The sequence below is a fragment of the Nitrobacter sp. 62-13 genome, assembly GCF_001896955.1.
In the GTDB taxonomy this organism is placed as follows: Bacteria; Pseudomonadota; Alphaproteobacteria; order Rhizobiales; family Xanthobacteraceae; genus Nitrobacter.
Genome location: NZ_MKRN01000179.1, coordinates 3,381 through 19,913, shown reverse-complemented (window position 1 = coordinate 19,913; position 16,533 = coordinate 3,381). Strand labels below are relative to the sequence as shown.

Annotated in this window: 12 protein-coding genes and 2 pseudogenes; 4 read left to right on the top strand and 10 right to left on the bottom strand. The window is 62.7% G+C overall.

What is annotated here, in order from left to right:
• Nucleotides 1-5: 5 nt before the first annotated feature.
• The 6 genes and pseudogenes from rsmA to lptF all read right to left on the bottom strand — a co-directional run bounded on the left by rsmA (nt 6) and on the right by lptF (nt 7,755).
• Nucleotides 6-857: pseudogene (gene rsmA / locus BGN91_RS12920) on the bottom strand (16S rRNA (adenine(1518)-N(6)/adenine(1519)-N(6))-dimethyltransferase RsmA).
• Nucleotides 854-1,858, bottom strand: a complete 1,005-nt coding sequence (gene pdxA, locus BGN91_RS12915) for a 4-hydroxythreonine-4-phosphate dehydrogenase PdxA (RefSeq protein WP_292613751.1) — start codon at nt 1,856-1,858, stop codon at nt 854-856. The pseudogene rsmA and the gene pdxA overlap by 4 nt, the downstream one beginning before the upstream one ends.
• Before the next feature lie 95 nt (nt 1,859-1,953).
• Nucleotides 1,954-2,913: a SurA N-terminal domain-containing protein gene (locus BGN91_RS12910; protein WP_292613750.1), complete on the bottom strand. Its 960-nt coding sequence runs from the start codon at nt 2,911-2,913 to the stop codon at nt 1,954-1,956.
• 86 nt (nt 2,914-2,999) lie between these two features.
• Nucleotides 3,000-5,414, bottom strand: a complete 2,415-nt coding sequence (locus tag BGN91_RS12905; protein ID WP_292613749.1) for an LPS-assembly protein LptD — start codon at nt 5,412-5,414, stop codon at nt 3,000-3,002.
• 77 nt (nt 5,415-5,491) lie between these two features.
• Complete coding sequence (gene lptG, locus BGN91_RS12900; RefSeq protein WP_292613748.1) at nt 5,492-6,589, bottom strand: LPS export ABC transporter permease LptG; 1,098 nt, start codon at nt 6,587-6,589, stop codon at nt 5,492-5,494.
• A complete protein-coding gene (gene lptF, locus BGN91_RS12895; protein WP_292613747.1) occupies nt 6,586-7,755 on the bottom strand; it encodes an LPS export ABC transporter permease LptF in 1,170 nt (389 codons plus the stop codon). The genes lptG and lptF overlap by 4 nt, the downstream gene beginning before the upstream one ends.
• A gap of 370 nt (nt 7,756-8,125) precedes the next feature.
• Here lptF and BGN91_RS12890 point away from each other — a divergent pair, with 370 nt between their 5' ends.
• The 3 genes from BGN91_RS12890 (at nt 8,126) to BGN91_RS12880 (ending at nt 10,796) form a co-directional block, all read left to right on the top strand.
• Entirely contained in the window at nt 8,126-9,631 is a 1,506-nt protein-coding gene (locus BGN91_RS12890) for a leucyl aminopeptidase (protein ID WP_292613745.1), read from the top strand.
• The gene (locus BGN91_RS12885) at nt 9,628-10,080 is read left to right on the top strand and encodes a DNA polymerase III subunit chi (protein ID WP_292613743.1); all 453 of its coding nucleotides are present in this window, start codon (nt 9,628-9,630) and stop codon (nt 10,078-10,080) included. Before BGN91_RS12890 ends, BGN91_RS12885 begins: the two co-directional genes overlap by 4 nt.
• Nucleotides 10,081-10,247: 167 nt before the next feature.
• Nucleotides 10,248-10,796, top strand: a complete 549-nt coding sequence (locus tag BGN91_RS12880; protein ID WP_292613742.1) for a hypothetical protein — start codon at nt 10,248-10,250, stop codon at nt 10,794-10,796.
• A gap of 55 nt (nt 10,797-10,851) precedes the next feature.
• On the opposite strand, the gene BGN91_RS12875 is transcribed toward BGN91_RS12880, so the two are convergent.
• The 4 genes from BGN91_RS12875 to BGN91_RS12860 form a co-directional block, all read right to left on the bottom strand.
• Complete coding sequence (locus BGN91_RS12875) at nt 10,852-12,732, bottom strand: ABC-F family ATP-binding cassette domain-containing protein (RefSeq protein ID WP_292613741.1); 1,881 nt, start codon at nt 12,730-12,732, stop codon at nt 10,852-10,854.
• Between the two features lie 73 nt (nt 12,733-12,805).
• Entirely contained in the window at nt 12,806-13,027 is a 222-nt protein-coding gene (locus BGN91_RS12870; protein WP_292613740.1) for a hypothetical protein, read from the bottom strand.
• Between the two features lie 204 nt (nt 13,028-13,231).
• The gene (locus tag BGN91_RS12865) at nt 13,232-14,563 is read right to left on the bottom strand and encodes a peptidoglycan DD-metalloendopeptidase family protein (RefSeq protein WP_292613739.1); all 1,332 of its coding nucleotides are present in this window, start codon (nt 14,561-14,563) and stop codon (nt 13,232-13,234) included.
• Nucleotides 14,564-14,662: 99 nt separating this feature from the next.
• Nucleotides 14,663-15,298: a peroxiredoxin gene (locus tag BGN91_RS12860; protein ID WP_292613738.1), complete on the bottom strand. Its 636-nt coding sequence runs from the start codon at nt 15,296-15,298 to the stop codon at nt 14,663-14,665.
• Nucleotides 15,299-15,591: 293 nt separating this feature from the next.
• On the opposite strand from BGN91_RS12860, the pseudogene BGN91_RS12855 reads away from it, so the two are divergent.
• Nucleotides 15,592-16,533 (top strand): annotated as a pseudogene (locus tag BGN91_RS12855) (hypothetical protein); the annotation flags it as partial.

Here is a 16,533-nt window from a genome sequence, read left to right as displayed (position 1 = left end):
GAGGATTACGCTCGACGCTGTGCCGCCAATTCGCGTGCCATTGCGGCAAAGCCGGATATCGGAACGGTCTCGGCTCGCCGGGTCGGGTCGATGCCGGCGGCAGCGGTCAACAACGCCGGATCGGCGGGCAGCGATTTCAGACTTTGCCGCAGCATCTTGCGGCGTTGTCCGAAGGCGGCGGCGGCGACCTGTTCGAGCAACCGGCGCTCACAATCCTCTGGCTAGTCGCGAGGCACGAGGCGAACGACGGAAGAGGTGACTTGAGGCTGCGGCACGAAAGCCGCAGGCGCGATGTCGAACAGGATTTTGGTCTCAGCGCGCCAGTTCGACAGCACGCCGAGACGGCCATATGCTTCCTCGTTTTCGCGGGCGACGATCCGCTCGGCGACTTCGCGCTGGAACATCAGCACCATCGCGTCATACCAGGGGGGCCATGGCTCGACGCTCAGCCAGCCGATCAGAAGCGCTGTTGCGATGTTATAGGGCAGGTTGGCGACGATTTTCGCGCGCGTGGTTCCGAGCAGCGGACGCGGGTCGAATTGCATCGCATCCGCGTTGACGATCGTGAGACGCCCGGGATAGCGGTCCGAGATTTCTTCCAGCGCCCCGACCGCACGCTCGTCACGCTCGATGGCGATCACATGTTTGGCGCCCGCGGCAAGCAGCGCACGGGTCAACCCGCCGGGACCAGGGCCGACCTCGACGACGGTCGCATCTTCGAGTTGGCCGGCAGCTCGCGCGATCCGTGCCGTGAGGTTCAGATCGAGCAGGAAGTTTTGTCCCAGGGATTTGCGCGCCGACAGCGCATGACGTTTGATGACGTCGCGCAGCGGAGGGAGATCGTCGATCGTGCTCATGCCGAATGCGTGGAGTCCGCCATTCGTGCGGCCAGGCGCAGCGACGCGATCAGGCTAGACGGATCGGCGCGTCCGGTGCCCGCGATGTCGAATGCGGTGCCGTGGTCGGGCGATGTCCGGATGAACGGCAGCCCCAGCGTGACGTTGACCGCGCGATCGAAAGCCAGCGTCTTGACCGGGATCAGCGCCTGATCGTGGTACATGCAGATTGCGCAGTCGTAGGTCCGTCGCGCCGCTTCATGGAACATGGTGTCGGCGGGAAGCGGACCCCTGATGTCGATCCCCTCCGCGCGCAAGGTTGCGACGGCGGGAGCGACGATCGTCTGATCTTCGGTTCCGAGCGAACCGTCCTCTCCGGCGTGAGGGTTCAGTCCGGATACCGCTATGCGGGGCCGGGCGATTCCGAAGCGTGATTGCAGATCGGAAACGACGATATGGACGGTATCCACGATCATCGGGCTCGACAGCGTCGCGATCGCCTCGCGCAATGGAAGATGAATCGTAACGGGCACCACCGCAAGGTCGGACGACCACAGCAACATCACCGGTTGCCGCGGCTTGCCGCCGCTCGCCGCCAGTTCGGCGAGAAACTCGGTGTGGCCGGGATGAGTGAAGCCCGCACGGTAGAGCACGCTCTTGGCGATGGGATTGGTGACGATCGCGGCTGCGCGTCCGGCAACGACGTCGTTGACCGCCTGACGGATGGACCCGATGGCCGCCGGCGCGCTGTTGTCGTCGGGGTGACCGGGCCGCGCGGTTGCCGGATGGCCGGTAGCAATGACCGGAAGCGCTTCTGCGAAGATCCGGGAGACATCGCCGTCAGCAGCGTCCGCCAGGGGAATATCGATACCGAGCAGCCTGGCGCGCGCCGTGATGAATGCCTCGTCGCCAAGAAGATAGAACGGCGGAACGGCATCGCTCTTGCGGCGGAGCCACGCTGCGATCGCGATATCAGGTCCGATGCCGGCCGGCTCGCCAAGGGTTAGTGCAAGAGGCTTCACAACGTGGTCGCTCCAGCGCGGCCTCCGACAGCATATGCCGCCGCTCACAATGTTGGGGCGTGTTCTCGCCGGTAGCAAGGACGCGAACGTCCTTGTTATTCCCCTTTTTTCCCCGGGCCACCCTGACGATACTCGATCATCGCGGATCTCCGAATATCGTCCAGATAATCCTTGGATTTCTTCTCATACTTGGCGGCGAACATCTTTTCGCGGATCTCCTTTTTCTTCGGAGTATCCACGCTGGTCACTTTCTTTTCGCAGACAGCCACCATTTCCACGCCCTGCCGCGTGATCTCCGGCGGGGTCAGATGTCCCACGGGCGTTTTGTCGAGCAGATCCCGGAGAGGCGGCGGCAGATCGGCCGACGTCTTGACCACGGTATCGCGTATCGTGGCGTTCCGCATCGCCTTGAAAATGTGAGCCGCATCCGCGCAGGATTGAATGCGTTCACGCAACGAATCCGCCTCCTTGCGACGCGCCTCCATCACGGAAGCGGCTGCGCCGCGCGGAACGATCAATACGACGGGACGCATCTGATATTCGAACCCTTCGGTTTTCGATTGGTCGCCGCCGCTGGCCTTCAGGGCATCGTTGACATCGCGGTCGCTGACGAGAAGGCTGTCCTTGAAGCGGCCGCGCACGAGGCTTCCCCAGACAAGGTCGGCCTTCAGGCGCGCCTTGATCGTGTCCGGGCGGACCCCTTGCGAGGCGAGCGATTTCGTCAACTGGTCGGGCGACATGCGCATTCGCGCGCCCATGCTGGCGTAGGCCTGATCGATGTCCGATGACGTCGGGTTGACGCCGTATTTCTTGGCTTCCTTGATCTTCACCTTTTCATCGATCAACTCGTCGATCACCTGCTGCCGGGGCGGGGTTTTGTGCGTGGATATTTGAATCAGGCGGCTGCGCTGTTCGATATCGAAAGTGGTGATCGGCTCGCCATTGACCATGACTGCCACGGACTGCGCGTGCAGCGGCGAGTTCAGGCACGCCGACAGAAGAACTGCGAATATAGCGAGGCGGCAAAACGGCCGGAAGATCAGGGTAATTTTCATGTCGGTCGCTAGAGATCTCTTGTCAACCGGTTGGGGTTCACATCAGCCGGCGCAGCCTGCCACTCCACAGTGCCGACGCCCCGCAATTACCGGACGCCTGCTCCGCTTCCCCCATGGGTCTGGCCCAGTGTCCGCAAGCCAAGTTGAAGCATGAAAGCATGGTTAAGCTGGGGCGGCGTGGTTCCTGCGGTATAGGTGTATGACGTAACGTAGTTGAGGCCGAGGACGAAGCAATCGTCCACATAGCCCGCACCTATTGTATACTGATTGATCTCGTTGGCTTCCAGATCCCAGCGTGCCGCACCCTGGACGACCCAGTTCGATGCGATCTTGACGGAACCGGAGCCCAGAATGCCCCGACGGCGTGTAAGATATCCGAGGTCCGGTTGCGCTGCATAGTCGCCGTACAACACGCTCGCGGACCAACGGTTGAAGCTGGCGCGGCCTTCGGCCTCGAAGCGCTGGACGCTCAATGTCGCGTCATCGAAACGCGCGCGCGTGCTGAACGTGAAGATGCTGTTGGGTGAATAGTTGACGCTCGTTACATAGTCGGATTGCGCGCGCTGCAGCCCGGAATCGACGCCGGTATTGGTGATATCCGTGACGGCGAACGAGTTCAGCCCGAACAGATGATAGGATTGGCCGAACAGGACGTTGATCGAGCCGCCGCGATCGAACTGTGTTGTCGCCTGCACGCCGACATTGGCGCGGCCGCCGCCTTCGACGCGGTCGTAGCCGGAGAATTTGTCGACACTGAAGAGATTGCTGGCGTCGAAGACCAGGCTTTGTGCATCCTCGTTCGGCAGCTTGCCCGCATAGCTTTCGTTCGGGCGGATGATCACTTGCGCGATCGGTTCGATCGTCGTGGTGCCCCAGGGCTGAACGTTGATGAAGGGATAGCGATACTCGAGACCCACCGTCGGCATCAGGCGGACCGTACTGGCGTTGCCGGGCTGGATGAAGTTGGACACGCCCGGCTGATTCGAGATGTCGGCGTTGATGGCATCGGCGCGAAGCGAAGCGAAGGGCGTCCAGATCTGACCGAAGGAATCGGTGAACGACTTCCGCCACTGCGCTTCGGCGGTCAGGCGTGTGTAGGTGCCGGGAATGCCGCGCAGCAGGCAGTTGTTCGGCGTCCGCGCCATCGGGTCGGCTGATGTCGGGAGACACAGGAAAGAGGTGTTCGCCAGCGTCGAGATCGGATCGAACTGGGCCTGATCGCGCGTGAGATTGGTGAAGTTGAACTTGTAGCTGAACTCTCCGCCGATGACCGAATGGTTGATGACGTTCGAATAGTCGATGACCGGCGCAACAATCGGAACCTGGCTCTGATTGCCCGAGAAGCTCAGATAGTGGATCGCACGGGCGTCGAAATAGCTGCGGTTGCCGACACCGGTCAGATAAAGTTGCGAGATCGCTTCGGTCGGCAGGCTGAGGAACGATTGCAGCGGGTCGCTGTATTGCTTCAACCGGTAGTCGGAGAAGAAATAGTAGTCGCTCACCAGGACGCCGTCCCAGCCCCAGACCCATTTGTCGTTCAGTGCGAACTGTCCCTGGGTATCGACACCGCCGCGGAACTGGCGATCGCCGGGTTGTCCGGCGAACACCTTTTGATCGAGCTGATCGATTCCATAAGCGCGGATTTGATAGGCGCCGTCGAGGAGGCGCTGCCTGAACTCGCCCTGCATCAGCACGCCCTGCCGCGTGGTGATGCGCGGCGATAGGGTCAGATCGTAGTTCGGCGCGAGCGCGAAATAATAGGGGACCTCGACCCCGACGCCGAATTTGTCATAAGAGGTCACATACGGCATCAGAAAGCCGCTCTTGCGCTTCACCGTCGGATCGGGCGTGGAGAAGAAGGGCATATAGGCCAGCGGCACGCCGTAGAATTCCAGCCGGGCATCCTCGAAGTACAGCATCTTCTCGGTTTGATTGTGAATGATGCGGGCGCCCTTGACCTGCCACAGCGGCGGCTTTTTCGGATCCTCCCTGCAGGGAGCGCAGGCGGTGTAGACGCCGTTTTCGAAGACGGTGTAGTTGCCCTTGGTGCGATCGGCCCGGCTCGCCGCCATGCGCGTCGCGTCCGCGGTGTCGACCCTCAGCGAGTCGACGAAGCCGTCGCGGTAGTCGTCGCTCAGATCGAGGATGTTGGCGTAGGTGACCTTGCCATCCGCGTCGGTCATGCGGATGTTGCCCTCGGCATGGAGCCGCTTGGTCTTCTGGTCGTAGATGACCTTGTCCGCCTCGACGCTCGTGCCGTTGTAGAACATCTGCACGTTGCCGACCGCCGACACGCGTGAGTTGTTGTAGTCGTAATCGAGCTCGGTTGCCTGAACGAGCATCTGCCCGTTGTTCTGAGCCGGCGGCGGCTTGGGCTTTGTCGGGCGAGGATTGAAGGTGAAACTCTGGGCGGCGGCCGGTGTGATTGTGACGATACCCAGCGAGGCGATGGCGAGCAGGCCGAGCGCAGCCGGAGCCAGGAAGGTCAGAATCGCGGGCATGCCGATCCGGCGGCGGCGCGGGGAGGCGCGCCGCTTGCACGCGCGCAAGCGTCTTCGGGGGGCGGCGATTGCAGCCACTACCCGTCCTCCTGGTACAGCAAGACCAAAAAGCCGGCGAGGCCGCCCACGCAGACAGGCAGCCACGCCGCAGCAATCGGATTCATCAATTCGGCCTTGCTCAAATCCTCGGTTACCTTGGACAGGACATAGAGCAGAAAGCCCGATCCCACGCCACTTAAAACCATCTTTTGCACGCCGCCGAAGCGGAAGAACCTGAGGCTCACCGACGCTGCCAGCATCACCATCGCAGCCAGCAAAAACGGCTGTGCAAGGAGTTTGTGGTATTGCAGCCGGTAGCCGGCGGTCGCAAATCCCGAACTCTCGGACGACCTGATATAGGCCGGTAGTTGCCAAAACGACACAGTTTCAGGGGTCGAAAAACTGTTCCGTACCTGGGCCGGAGTGAGGCTGGTCGGCAGGACGAATCGTTCCTGCTCGACCGGAGGGCTGTCGAGCGTGAAGCGGCGAACATCCTTGAACAGCCAGCGGCCTTCCTCGAGGGTCGCCTCGCGCGCCTCGATACGTTCCCGGAATCGGGAGTCGGGGTCGAATCTGAACACGGTGAGTCCGGTCAGGCGGACGCCCTGCTGCTCGCTGCGCGCGGCGTTGATGATGGCTTGCCCCTCGTGCGTCACCTGATTGATCCAGAAGCCGGAGGCGTCCTGCAGGCCTCCTGCGGGGGCGCTGCCGAACAACTCGGCTTCCATCCGCTTGGACAGTTCGCGCAGGTTGGCGGACATCGGATTGTAGGCCGTGGTCGCGAGCACGCCGAGGACGAGCGCGGACGCGAGCGCCGGCGAGATGAATTGCCACGCGGAGATGCCTGCGGCGCGCGCCACGACGAGTTCGAGTCGCCGCGACAAGGCCAGGTAGCAGGTCATGGCGCCGATCAGCACACAAAACGGCGTCAGTTTCTCCAGTAGCTGCGGCACCCTGAAGAGCGATGTTTCCGCGACCATGATGGCCGACGCCGAGGCAAGTCCGGAGGTTCTGCGGACCATTTCGATGTAGTCGACGAGAACGAGAAGCAGGAAGATGCTGGCGAACACGCCGAGCGCAGCCACCATGAAGCGGCCGGCGAAATAGCGGCCCAATGTGTTCGTCAACATGCTCATGCGGCGGCCGGCCTCCCGAACAGGCGGAGGAGCCGTGCGTTCGATCTGTTGATCGCCTCCATCAACGCGGGCGGCGGTTCGAGCACGGTTCCGGCGACGATCACGCGGATGCTGAGGCCGATTGCGCCGAACAGAAGCAGATATTGCAGAAGCGCTGCCATGGGTGACTTCACGGTCATGACCGAAAGCGCAAAGCCTGCCATGCGCAGCCCGAACACGGCCGCAATCGCGGCTCCCATGGAGAAATTGCGACTTTGGCGCGTGGTGCGCGGCGTGCCGAGGAATGCAAAGGTCAGCGCGGCGAAGGCGAACGGATAGATCGGTGCGGTGAAGCGATCGTGAAGTTCGGCCCGGAACTGGCCCGGCAGTTGCTGAACCAGCGGATCTGCCGGCTCCGGCGCAATCAGTTCCCAGAGGTAACGCTCGCGGATGCCGTAAACGACGTCGTGCCCGCGATTCGAGAATTTCGACATGTCGAACGCATTGCGGCGGAACGCCACCATGTTCGGTTCGTGCTTGCCGGATTCGAGTCGCTCCAGGTGTCCGTTCTCGAGGACGAGGAACGATCCCTGGTCGTTCTTCGTCACGGTTCCCTGGTCGGCAATGATGCTGAGCCGTTCATTGGGATTGCGGCGATCGTCGATGAATATCCCGACGAGCAGACCGCCGGGCTGGCGTTCCCGAACCCGGATCGTCAGATTCGGATCGAGTTGCGCAAATCGGCCGGGCTGCAGAACGTTCGCTAGAACGTCGGCGGTGATCTCGGCGTCCCATCGTTTCAGCCTGCGCATGCCGTCGGGCGCGAGATAGGCCGCGATGAACGCCACCAGCAAAGCCACGACCACGGTGGCATAGATGAAAGGCCGGAACAGCCGAAACGGCGACAGGCCTGCGGCGTTCATCACGATGATTTCAGAATCGGTCGCAAGCTTGTGGAGGGTGTGCGAAATCGCGATCATCAGCGCGATCGGCGAGATGATCAGCACCAGCACCGGGATCGCGAGACTGGTGATCCCGAGAAACGTCAGAATGGTCTGACCCTGGCTCGTCATCAGGTCGATGCCGCGCAACGCCTGCGTAATCCAGATCACGCCCGTCAGGCTGACCAGGACCACGACGAACGACGCCAGCGTCGTCCGAAAAATATACTTGTCGATCGACCCCATCGGTCTGAACGATCCCCCGTCCTCCGGATCGGAATAACCGGCCGCGCCCGATTCCAGTGGAGGCCTGCCCCAAGCCCCGGCAATGTTTTACCTGACTCGCCCTTCAGTACCATCCCTTTGATCTGTCAACAAAATGGCCGGGCCTCAATGGGCATCGATTATGGTTAAATTCCAGCTATGTGACCTTGCTGTCACGACCGCGGGACCTCCATGCGCCCGAGAGCGGATTTGGAAGCCAGTACGGCTGCGGATGGCTGATCCGGGATCGCGGACCCTTGGCAGCGTTGCCTTTGACAGGTCATAGTCGGCCCTTCACAAGCCAGCCGGTTTTCGACGCTGCGCCGCCCCTGAATTTCTGGAGGATTTTTTGATGCCCGACGCCGTTAAGGTCGGCTTTGTTCCGTTTTCGGCCGCGCCGCGCGGTATCCTCGTGGTGTTCTGCGACGAGACTCTGAAATTCGGTCACGCCGCGAGCAAGGCTCTCGGGCCATCGGCCGCAATCGTCAAACGAGCCGCGGCGGCCAATCGGTTCAAGGGCAAAAGCGCCGCGACCCTCGATATCCTCGCGCCGCAGGGCCTCAAGGTTGATCGGCTGATCGTCGTCGGTGCCGGCAAGGCGTCCGCCCTCAAGGACAGCGATTTCCTCAAGTTCGGCGGCGTCCTCGCCGGAAAGATTCATGGCGACAGTGGCGCCGTGACGGTCATTGCCGAATTGCCGTCGGCAGCAATGAGTCCTGATCAGTCGGCGTCGCTGGGTTCTGGCATTCGGTTGCGCGCCTACAAATTCGATCGCTACAAGACCAAAAAGAAAGACGGCGACGACACGGCGGCGCTGCGTGCCGACGTGTCGATCGCGGTCGCCGATGTTGCCGCTGCCAAGAAGGCGTTCGCTCCGGCCAATCACGTTGTCGACGGCGTCATCATCGCGCGCGATCTCGTGAACGAGCCGCCGAACGTGCTTTATCCCGAGGAATTCGCGCGTCGCGCCAGCCGGCTGCGTACGGTCGGCGTCGGAATCAACGTCCTCGACATCAAGGCGATGACCAAGCTCGGCATGGGCGCGCTGCTGGGCGTCGGGCAGGGGTCGACGCGATCCAGCCGGACGGTGGTCATGCGCTGGAACGGCGGCAGGAAGGGCGAGCCGCCGGTCGCCTTCGTCGGCAAGGGCGTCTGCTTCGATACCGGGGGCATTTCGATCAAGCCGGCCTCCAATATGGAGGAGATGAAGGGCGACATGGGCGGCGCGGCCTGCGTCGTCGGGTTGATGCATGCGCTCGCGACACGCAAGGCGAAGGTCAACGTCGTCGGCGCGATCGGTCTCGTCGAGAACATGCCCGACGGCAATGCGCAGCGGCCCGGCGATATCGTGACCTCGATGTCGGGCCAGACCATCGAGGTCATCAATACCGATGCGGAAGGCCGGCTGGTTCTCGCCGACGTGCTCTGGTACGTCGCGAAAAAATTCAAGCCGAAGATCATGGTCGACCTCGCGACCCTGACCGGTGCGATCATGGTTGCGCTCGGCACCGAACATGCAGGACTGTTCTCCAATAACGACGAACTGTCGGAACGGCTGACCAAAGTCGGTCTCGAGACCGGCGAGCGGGTCTGGCGCATGCCGCTTGCGCCCGAATACGACAAGCTGATCGACTCCAGGTTCGCAGACATGAAGAACATCGGCGGTCGCTTCGGCGGCTCGATCACAGCGGCGCAATTTCTGCAGCGGTTCGTCGACAACACGCCATGGGCGCATCTCGACATAGCGGGAACTGCGATGGGCGCTGCGAAATCCGACATCAATCAGAGCTGGGGCTCCGGGTTCGGCGTCCGCCTCCTGGACCGGCTGGTTGCGGAGTACTACGAAGCGCGGCGATGACCGAGGTCCTGTTCTATCATTTGCAGAACATGTCGCTTGAAAACGTTCTGCCGCCGCTGCTCGAAAAGACCTTCGAGCGCGGCTGGCGGGCTGTCGTGCATACAACGTCCGAGGAGCGCGCCGATGCGCTCGACGCGCACCTGTGGACCTATCGCGACGATTCGTTTCTGCCGCATGCAACCTGGCGGATCAAGGATGCAAGCGAGCAACCAATCGTACTGACAATAGACGGACACAATCCCAACCGGGCAACCGTCATGTTTCTGATCGATAATGCGCCGCTGCCGGAGAGCCCGGAAGCCTATGAGCGGCTGGTGCTGGTCTTCGACGGCGACGACGGCGTCGCCCTGGAGGCGGCGCGAACCGTATGGGCCGAATGCAAGTCGCGCGGATTCGACGTGACTTACTGGCAGGCGGACGAACGGGGACGCTGGCAGCGCCGCCAATAGCGATATATATGTCGATATATATTGTAATTTATTAATATTTGAGGCTTTCTGATATTGGCTGTGGGCCAGCCATGGTCATGCCTCAAATTGGTGTTCGGACGAGTCTCCAGGATCGGTTGGGAACAGAGTTCATCGTGAGACAGCCCAGATTTCGCCGAAGGGCCTTGATGTCGTTGCTTTTCGTGGCGCCGCTCGTCACCGGCTGCGGCAGCGCATCGGACATGTTGTCGTCCGACCTGCTGTCCAAGGATGCGGACTGGTTTTCGCGATCCGGCAGGCTGTTCATCAAGAACGTCTCGATCGAAACGCCGCCGCTGACGCCGAACAAGCCGGTGACGCCGGACGACCTCATCAGCGCGGACGGCCTTTGTCCGGGCATGGCGCCGCCGATCGGCGCGGGCGAATCCAGCGCGCTTTCCAACAGCGCGGCAGGGGAGCCGACAACGACGGCGGCCACGCCGCCCGTAACGGGAACGGTGGCGCTGGGTCACACCGAATGCGACGTGACGCGCGGGATCGGCGCGCCGGACAATGTCAGTCTTTCCAACAATCCGCACGGCGATCGTGTTGCGGTGTTGACTTTCCTGCACGGGCCTCGCGCCGGAATCTACACCTTTACGGCGGGGCGTCTGTCCTCGATCGAAAGAGCGCCGGAACCGGTCGCGCCACCGAAGCCGGAGCGTCGGGCGAAAAAGAAAAAGGGCGCAGCGACCTGAAATTCGCCGCGGCGGGCTTCCGTCCCAGCCTTTCCGTTATGTTTTGCTCGAAACGCTAACTCGTCGCTTCGTCGTACGACGCGCTGGCCTCCAGCCATTTCTCTTCGGCGCGTTGCAAGGCGCTGGCTGCGCTCGCCCGCGCCTTGCCCAGTTGCGCTGCCTGTTTGGGGTCGCGCTTGAACAGGTCCGGCAAGGCCAGGGCGACGTCGATTTTGGCGATGATGCCGGTGATCCGCTCGATCTCGGCTTCGGCGTCAGCGATCTTCTGTTTGAGGGGCGTGCGTCTTTCGATCTTGTCGCGTTTCGGCTTCTCGCGGCCGTCGTCGCGCTCGGCCGATGATCCGCGGTCGCGGCCGCTCATGCGCAGGCCGCGCGCCGACAGAACCGCGCGGCGGTAATCGTCGAGGTCCCCGTCGTAAGGAGTGACGGTGCGGTCGGCGACCACCCACAGCCGGTCGGCGCAGGCTTCGATCAGGTAGCGGTCGTGCGAGACCATGATGACGGCGCCCGGAAATTCGTTGATGGCTTCGGCGAGCGCGGCACGGCTGTCGATGTCGAGGTGATTGGTCGGCTCGTCGAGAATAATCATGTTCGGCGCGAAGAATGTCGCAAGCCCGAGCAGCAAGCGCGCCTTCTCGCCGCCCGAGAGGCTTCTCACGAGGGTGTCTCCCGCCTTGCCGGAAAAGCCGATAGCGCCGACGCGGGCGCGAATCTTCGTTTCCGGCGCGCCTTGCATCAGCCGGCGCACATGATCGTAGGGCGAGCCGTCGAGGTCCAGTTCGTCGGTCTGATGCTGGGCGAAGTAGCCGATCGACAGCTTGTCGGCGCGCACCACCTTGCCGTCAAATGGCTGCAGCTTTCCCGCGAGCAGTTTGACGAGAGTGGATTTGCCGTTGCCGTTGGCGCCGAGCAGGGCGATGCGATCGTCTTCGTCGATCCGCAAGGTCACGCGTTTGAGAACTGGCGCTTCGGGATCGTAGCCGACGACGGCGTCGTCGACGGCGATGATCGGGGGCGATAGCAGCTTGTCGGGTGCGGGAAACGAAATCTCGCGCACGTCCTGCGTGACCAGCGCGGTCACCGGCTTCATGCGTTCGAGCATCTTCACGCGGGATTGCGCCTGACGCGCCTTCGAGGCCTTGGCCTTGAAGCGGTCGACGAAGGCCTGAAGCCGCTTGCGTTCGTCGGCCTGCCGCCTGGCGTGCTTGGCGTCGAGCAGCTCGCGGGTGGCGCGCTGGTCCTCGAAGGAGGAATAAGTGCCCTTGTAGAGGGTGAGCTTGCCGCGATCGAGATGCAGAATCTGATCGACGGACGTGTCGAGCAGGTCGCGGTCGTGGCTGATGATGATGACCGTGCGCGGGTAGTGCGCAAGGTGGTCTTCCAGCCAGAGCGTCCCTTCGAGGTCGAGGTAGTTGGTCGGCTCGTCCAGCAACAGCAGGTCGGGCGCGGCAAAGAGCGTCGCCGCGAGCGCGACGCGCATGCGCCAGCCGCCCGAGAATTCCGCGCAGGGCCGGGCCTGATCCGCGGTCGAGAATCCGAGACCGCTCAGGATCGACGCCGCGCGCGCCGGAGCGGAATGGGCGTCGATATCGACGAGACGGGTCTGGATGTCCGCGATTCGGCCCGGATCGTGCGCGGTTTCCGCCTCGCGCAGTAGCGCATGGCGTTCGACGTCGGCCTTCAGCACGACCTCGATCAGGCTCTCGGGGCCGTCGGGAGCTTCTTGTGCAAGGCTGCCGATGCGCCAGCGCGGCGGAATGGCGATGGTGCCGGTTTCCGTCGGGAGTTCGCCGCGAATCGCATGGAACAGGGTGGATTTGCCGACGCCATTACGCCCGACAAAGCCGACGCGCGCGCCGGGCACGATCTGTACGGAACTGTGGTCGATCAGAAGCCGTCCGGCAATGCGGATCGAAATATCGGTGAGGGAAAGCATGCTGGCTTTTCACCGCTATGCCAGCCAAACGCAACCTGTTTGTGGTCATTCGCGCCGAGGGGCCTGATCGAACTTACGACCAGTTTGAAATGCCGGAAACGGGAGGTGGGCGGGAAGCCTCCTCGGCTGTGGCGTCTTGCGCGCGCAGTTGGTCCAGCAGAATCTGGAGTCGGACGGGAAGTTCCGTCATCTCCGCCGGGACATCGGTCCGCAGCCGCACGCCGATCGCGTCGGCGACCGTCTTGCTGGTCTTCGCATCGATCCGGTCAGGTCTCTGGGCGGGTCGGTCGGTCATTTCTCGTTCCGCCTCTGTATCACGGAGGACATCGGGTTAAGTCACGGACCAGCGAATTGTTTCCGCGGTATGCCCATGGCGGCTCGAATCTGCAAGCACAAACGGGGAGATGCACAGGCTTGCGGGCATGCTCGGAAATCGCGAAAAGCCCCGCGCGATACCGCTTTGAGGCCTTCAGACGAGGCGGGGCCTGGTCGTTCCCGACTAACCCTCGTTCAGCCGCATGCCGGCCCGGAGAAATTTCTGGGGATCCACAGCTTCCCCGTCGATCCGCGTTTCGTAGTGCAGGTGAGGGCCCGTCGAGCGCCCGGTCGATCCGACTTCGCCAACCACTTGCCCGATCTTGACGGATTGGCCGACGCTGACGTTGATCGCGGAGAGGTGACCGTAACGGGTCGACAGGCCGTTGCCGTGATCGATCTCGACCATTCGCCCATAGCCGCCGCCCCAACCGGCGGAGACGACCTTTCCGTTCGCCGTCGCGCGCACGGGATCTCCCATCGCCGCGCGGAAATCGAGACCGGTGTGCATCGCCGGACGCCCGACGAACGGATCGACGCGCACGCCGAAGCCGGAGGTGAATTCGATCTCGCCGACCACCGGCTTGCGATAGGGAACGAGGGCGAGAGCGCCGTTGAGGCGGTCGATCTGCGCCCGGGTCAGGTTGACACGGGTGAGCTGGCGCTCGAACGAATCCGCATCAGACCGCAGCTTGACGGGAACATAAGGACCGCCGGTGCCAGAGCGCGGCGCTGCGGCTTCCATCTTCGCCATGCTGAGTCCGAGATCGGAGAACACCCCACGCAACCGGCGCACCCGCGATTCCATGCGATTTTCAGCCGCATTCAGTTCCGCGACCTGACGGCTCTCGACGCGATCGAGCGACGATTCAAGCCGCATCAGCTTGTTGACCTGGCCTGTGGTTTTCTCGAAACGCACCGGCCTCTTGCGAAGGTCGGACGGCGCGTCGACGGTGGCGGTATCGTTGATCGGGGTGGGTTTTGCGGATCCCGGCGAGCCTGCATCGGCGTCCTTTTCCGTCTTCCGGAGCGTTCCCTTGATCGAGCCTGTTGTTGAAACATCCGGCAAGGCGCTCAGGGCGGCTGCGCGGGATTCAAGCACGGCCTGACGACGCACGATCTCTTCAAGCTTTCTGTCGAACTGTTCCTGATCGAGCAATTGACGACTCGTGGTGCGATCGACACGCGCGCGCAATTCGGCAATACGGTCTTCATAGGCGTATTGCATGTCGGCCTGGCGCGCGATGAGCCGTGTCAGCACATCGTCGCGGAATGCAAAGTAGGTCGCGGTGGCCGCGGACCAGATTCCGAGCAGGGTGACGGTTCCCACGACGATCCAGAACACCACGGGCCCGAATCGGACCTGCCTGCCGGCATGGGCAAGGGTGTAACCGCGCTGGGTTTCCTTCTCCCTCGACGACGAGGCGGCAGACGCTGCCTGGCGAGACGGGTGTCGGTGATGATCGTGCGCGCGATGCTGCGAGGACTCGGCATACTGACTGGAACGGTACGACATCGGCACTCCCGCGCCGGCCTGAATCAGGTTCCAGTCGGCTCAACTTCGAGGCTGATTTGAACCGTTCATGGTTAATTTTCGGAAAATGATGGTGCGCTGTTACAGGCCGCGCGCCGCTGCAAGCACCTCTTCGGCGTGCCCGTCGACCTTGACCCGCCGCCAGATCCGGGCGATCCGGCCGTCCGCAGTCACCAGAACTGTCGTGCGAATGATGCCGAGGAAAGCCTTCCCGTACATGGATTTTTCGCCCCACGCGCCATAGGCTTCCAGCATCGCGTGCGTTTCATCCGACATGAGAGGAATGGCCAGCTTGTGCTTGGTTCGGAACGATTCCTGCGTTTTTACCGGATCGGCCGATACGCCCAGCACCGTCGTGCCGCAAGCCGCGAACTCTTTCGACAGACGGGTGAAATCCATCGCTTCTCGCGTGCAGCCCGGCGTATTGGCGCGTGGATAGAAAAAGATCACCAGTTTCCCTCCGACGAAGTCGGCGAGGGAAACGCGAGCGCCGCCATCCCGGGGAAGGGTGAATGGCGGCGCCCGTGAGCCCTCCGCAAGTTCTGAGGCATGAGGTGCGGGCGGTGACGCCGCCGGCCGCACTTCGGGCTTTTTGCGCGCTGCCGGCTTGGACGACGGCGAGGCTTTTCGGGTTGGTTTTGCTCGGCCGTCGGTTGTCGGGCGGGCAGGCTTGGGGTCCGCTGTCTTAGAGGATTTCTTGCGTATCTTCTTGGACATACGCCTTCCTTTCGTCGCTTTCCCGCGTTCAGTATCCGGTCGACTCCCGGAGATGCCATGGCGACCCGGCCATGTCGTGGTCGCTGTGCATTTCCGCCGATCGCGGGGTATGTTTACAAGGGATTCGACGAACTTTCCGTCCCGCTTTCTGCTCGGCGATCATCAAGGGCCGGATGACGCGTGACATGTTACATCGCGGATTGGCACACGTGCCGTTACGGGAGCGTTCGCCCGGGAGGGACGCACGGACCGATGACGGCGACTGCTCCGGTCCTGGCCGGCACGACGAGGCAATGACAAGGAAGACGCCGATTCCAATACCAAAGCGCGGCGGCGACCAAGTCTCGCAAGGGCCAGTCTCGCAAGGGGAAGATACCGACTGGAATGAGGACCACGACGAGGTCCAAAGCCGCCGCGTGCGCAGGTTGCTGTCGCGTTCGGATTCCGGATTTCACAGGCTGGGCGATCGCCTAGGGCGGTTCAAAAGCTGGCTGGCAGGCGAACGCTGGGTCAGACGGCTCGCAATCACCGTTGGTGTACTGGCGATCGTATTCGCCGGCGGCTTTGGCGCGCTCTGGTGGCGTCTCGGTGCAGGCCCCGTCAACCTCGACATGATGACGCCGTGGCTCGTTGCGGCGATCGAGGAAAACATCGGGCACGGCAACACCGTGGAAATCGGCGGCACGCAGATCGAGCGCGCCGGCAGAATTCGTATCGCGGTTCGCGTTCGTGACGTCGTCGTCCGCGACCGCGATCACGTGATCGTCGCCAGCGCGCCGAAAGCCGAGGTGAAACTGTCCGGCATGGCGCTTCTGACCGGGCAACTGCGTGCCGAAAGTCTCAATCTGGTCGATGCCGAACTCGCGGTCCGCATCACACCGGACGGCCAGGTTATCGTTTCGGCGGGCGATAACGCCAAACCGCTTGCCACGGGTGTCGCCTCAGCGCGGCCATCCGTGCCCCCGCCGCCGTTCGGCATTGCCCCTTCCGATGTTGCGCCGTCACAGCCGGCCGCTCAATCGAGCGAATCCCAGACCGCTGCGCCGGTGACGCCCGAGGGGCGCAACAACAACGCCGGCACGCTTTTGGCGGGATTGAACTGGCTCGACAGCCTCAGCCTGACAGGGCTCGACGGACAGAATCTGAATGAGATCGGTCTGAAGAACGGCAGGCTGGTGGTCGACGACCAGCAGCGCGGCAATCGCTGGAGCTTGAGCAATATCAGCCTGAGCCTT

Coding starts and splice junctions, on each gene's coding strand:
- lptF (WP_292613747.1), bottom strand. CDS start 7,755: ATGGGGTCGATCGACAAGTATATTTTTCGGACGACGCTGGCGTCGTTC.
- BGN91_RS12865 (WP_292613739.1), bottom strand. CDS start 14,563: ATGTCGTACCGTTCCAGTCAGTATGCCGAGTCCTCGCAGCATCGCGCG.
- BGN91_RS12905 (WP_292613749.1), bottom strand. CDS start 5,414: ATGCCCGCGATTCTGACCTTCCTGGCTCCGGCTGCGCTCGGCCTGCTC.
- BGN91_RS12885 (WP_292613743.1), top strand. CDS start 9,628: ATGACCGAGGTCCTGTTCTATCATTTGCAGAACATGTCGCTTGAAAAC.
- BGN91_RS12880 (WP_292613742.1), top strand. CDS start 10,248: ATGTCGTTGCTTTTCGTGGCGCCGCTCGTCACCGGCTGCGGCAGCGCA.
- BGN91_RS12870 (WP_292613740.1), bottom strand. CDS start 13,027: ATGACCGACCGACCCGCCCAGAGACCTGACCGGATCGATGCGAAGACC.
- BGN91_RS12860 (WP_292613738.1), bottom strand. CDS start 15,298: ATGTCCAAGAAGATACGCAAGAAATCCTCTAAGACAGCGGACCCCAAG.
- BGN91_RS12875 (WP_292613741.1), bottom strand. CDS start 12,732: ATGCTTTCCCTCACCGATATTTCGATCCGCATTGCCGGACGGCTTCTG.
- BGN91_RS12890 (WP_292613745.1), top strand. CDS start 8,126: ATGCCCGACGCCGTTAAGGTCGGCTTTGTTCCGTTTTCGGCCGCGCCG.
- BGN91_RS12910 (WP_292613750.1), bottom strand. CDS start 2,913: ATGAAAATTACCCTGATCTTCCGGCCGTTTTGCCGCCTCGCTATATTC.
- lptG (WP_292613748.1), bottom strand. CDS start 6,589: ATGAGCATGTTGACGAACACATTGGGCCGCTATTTCGCCGGCCGCTTC.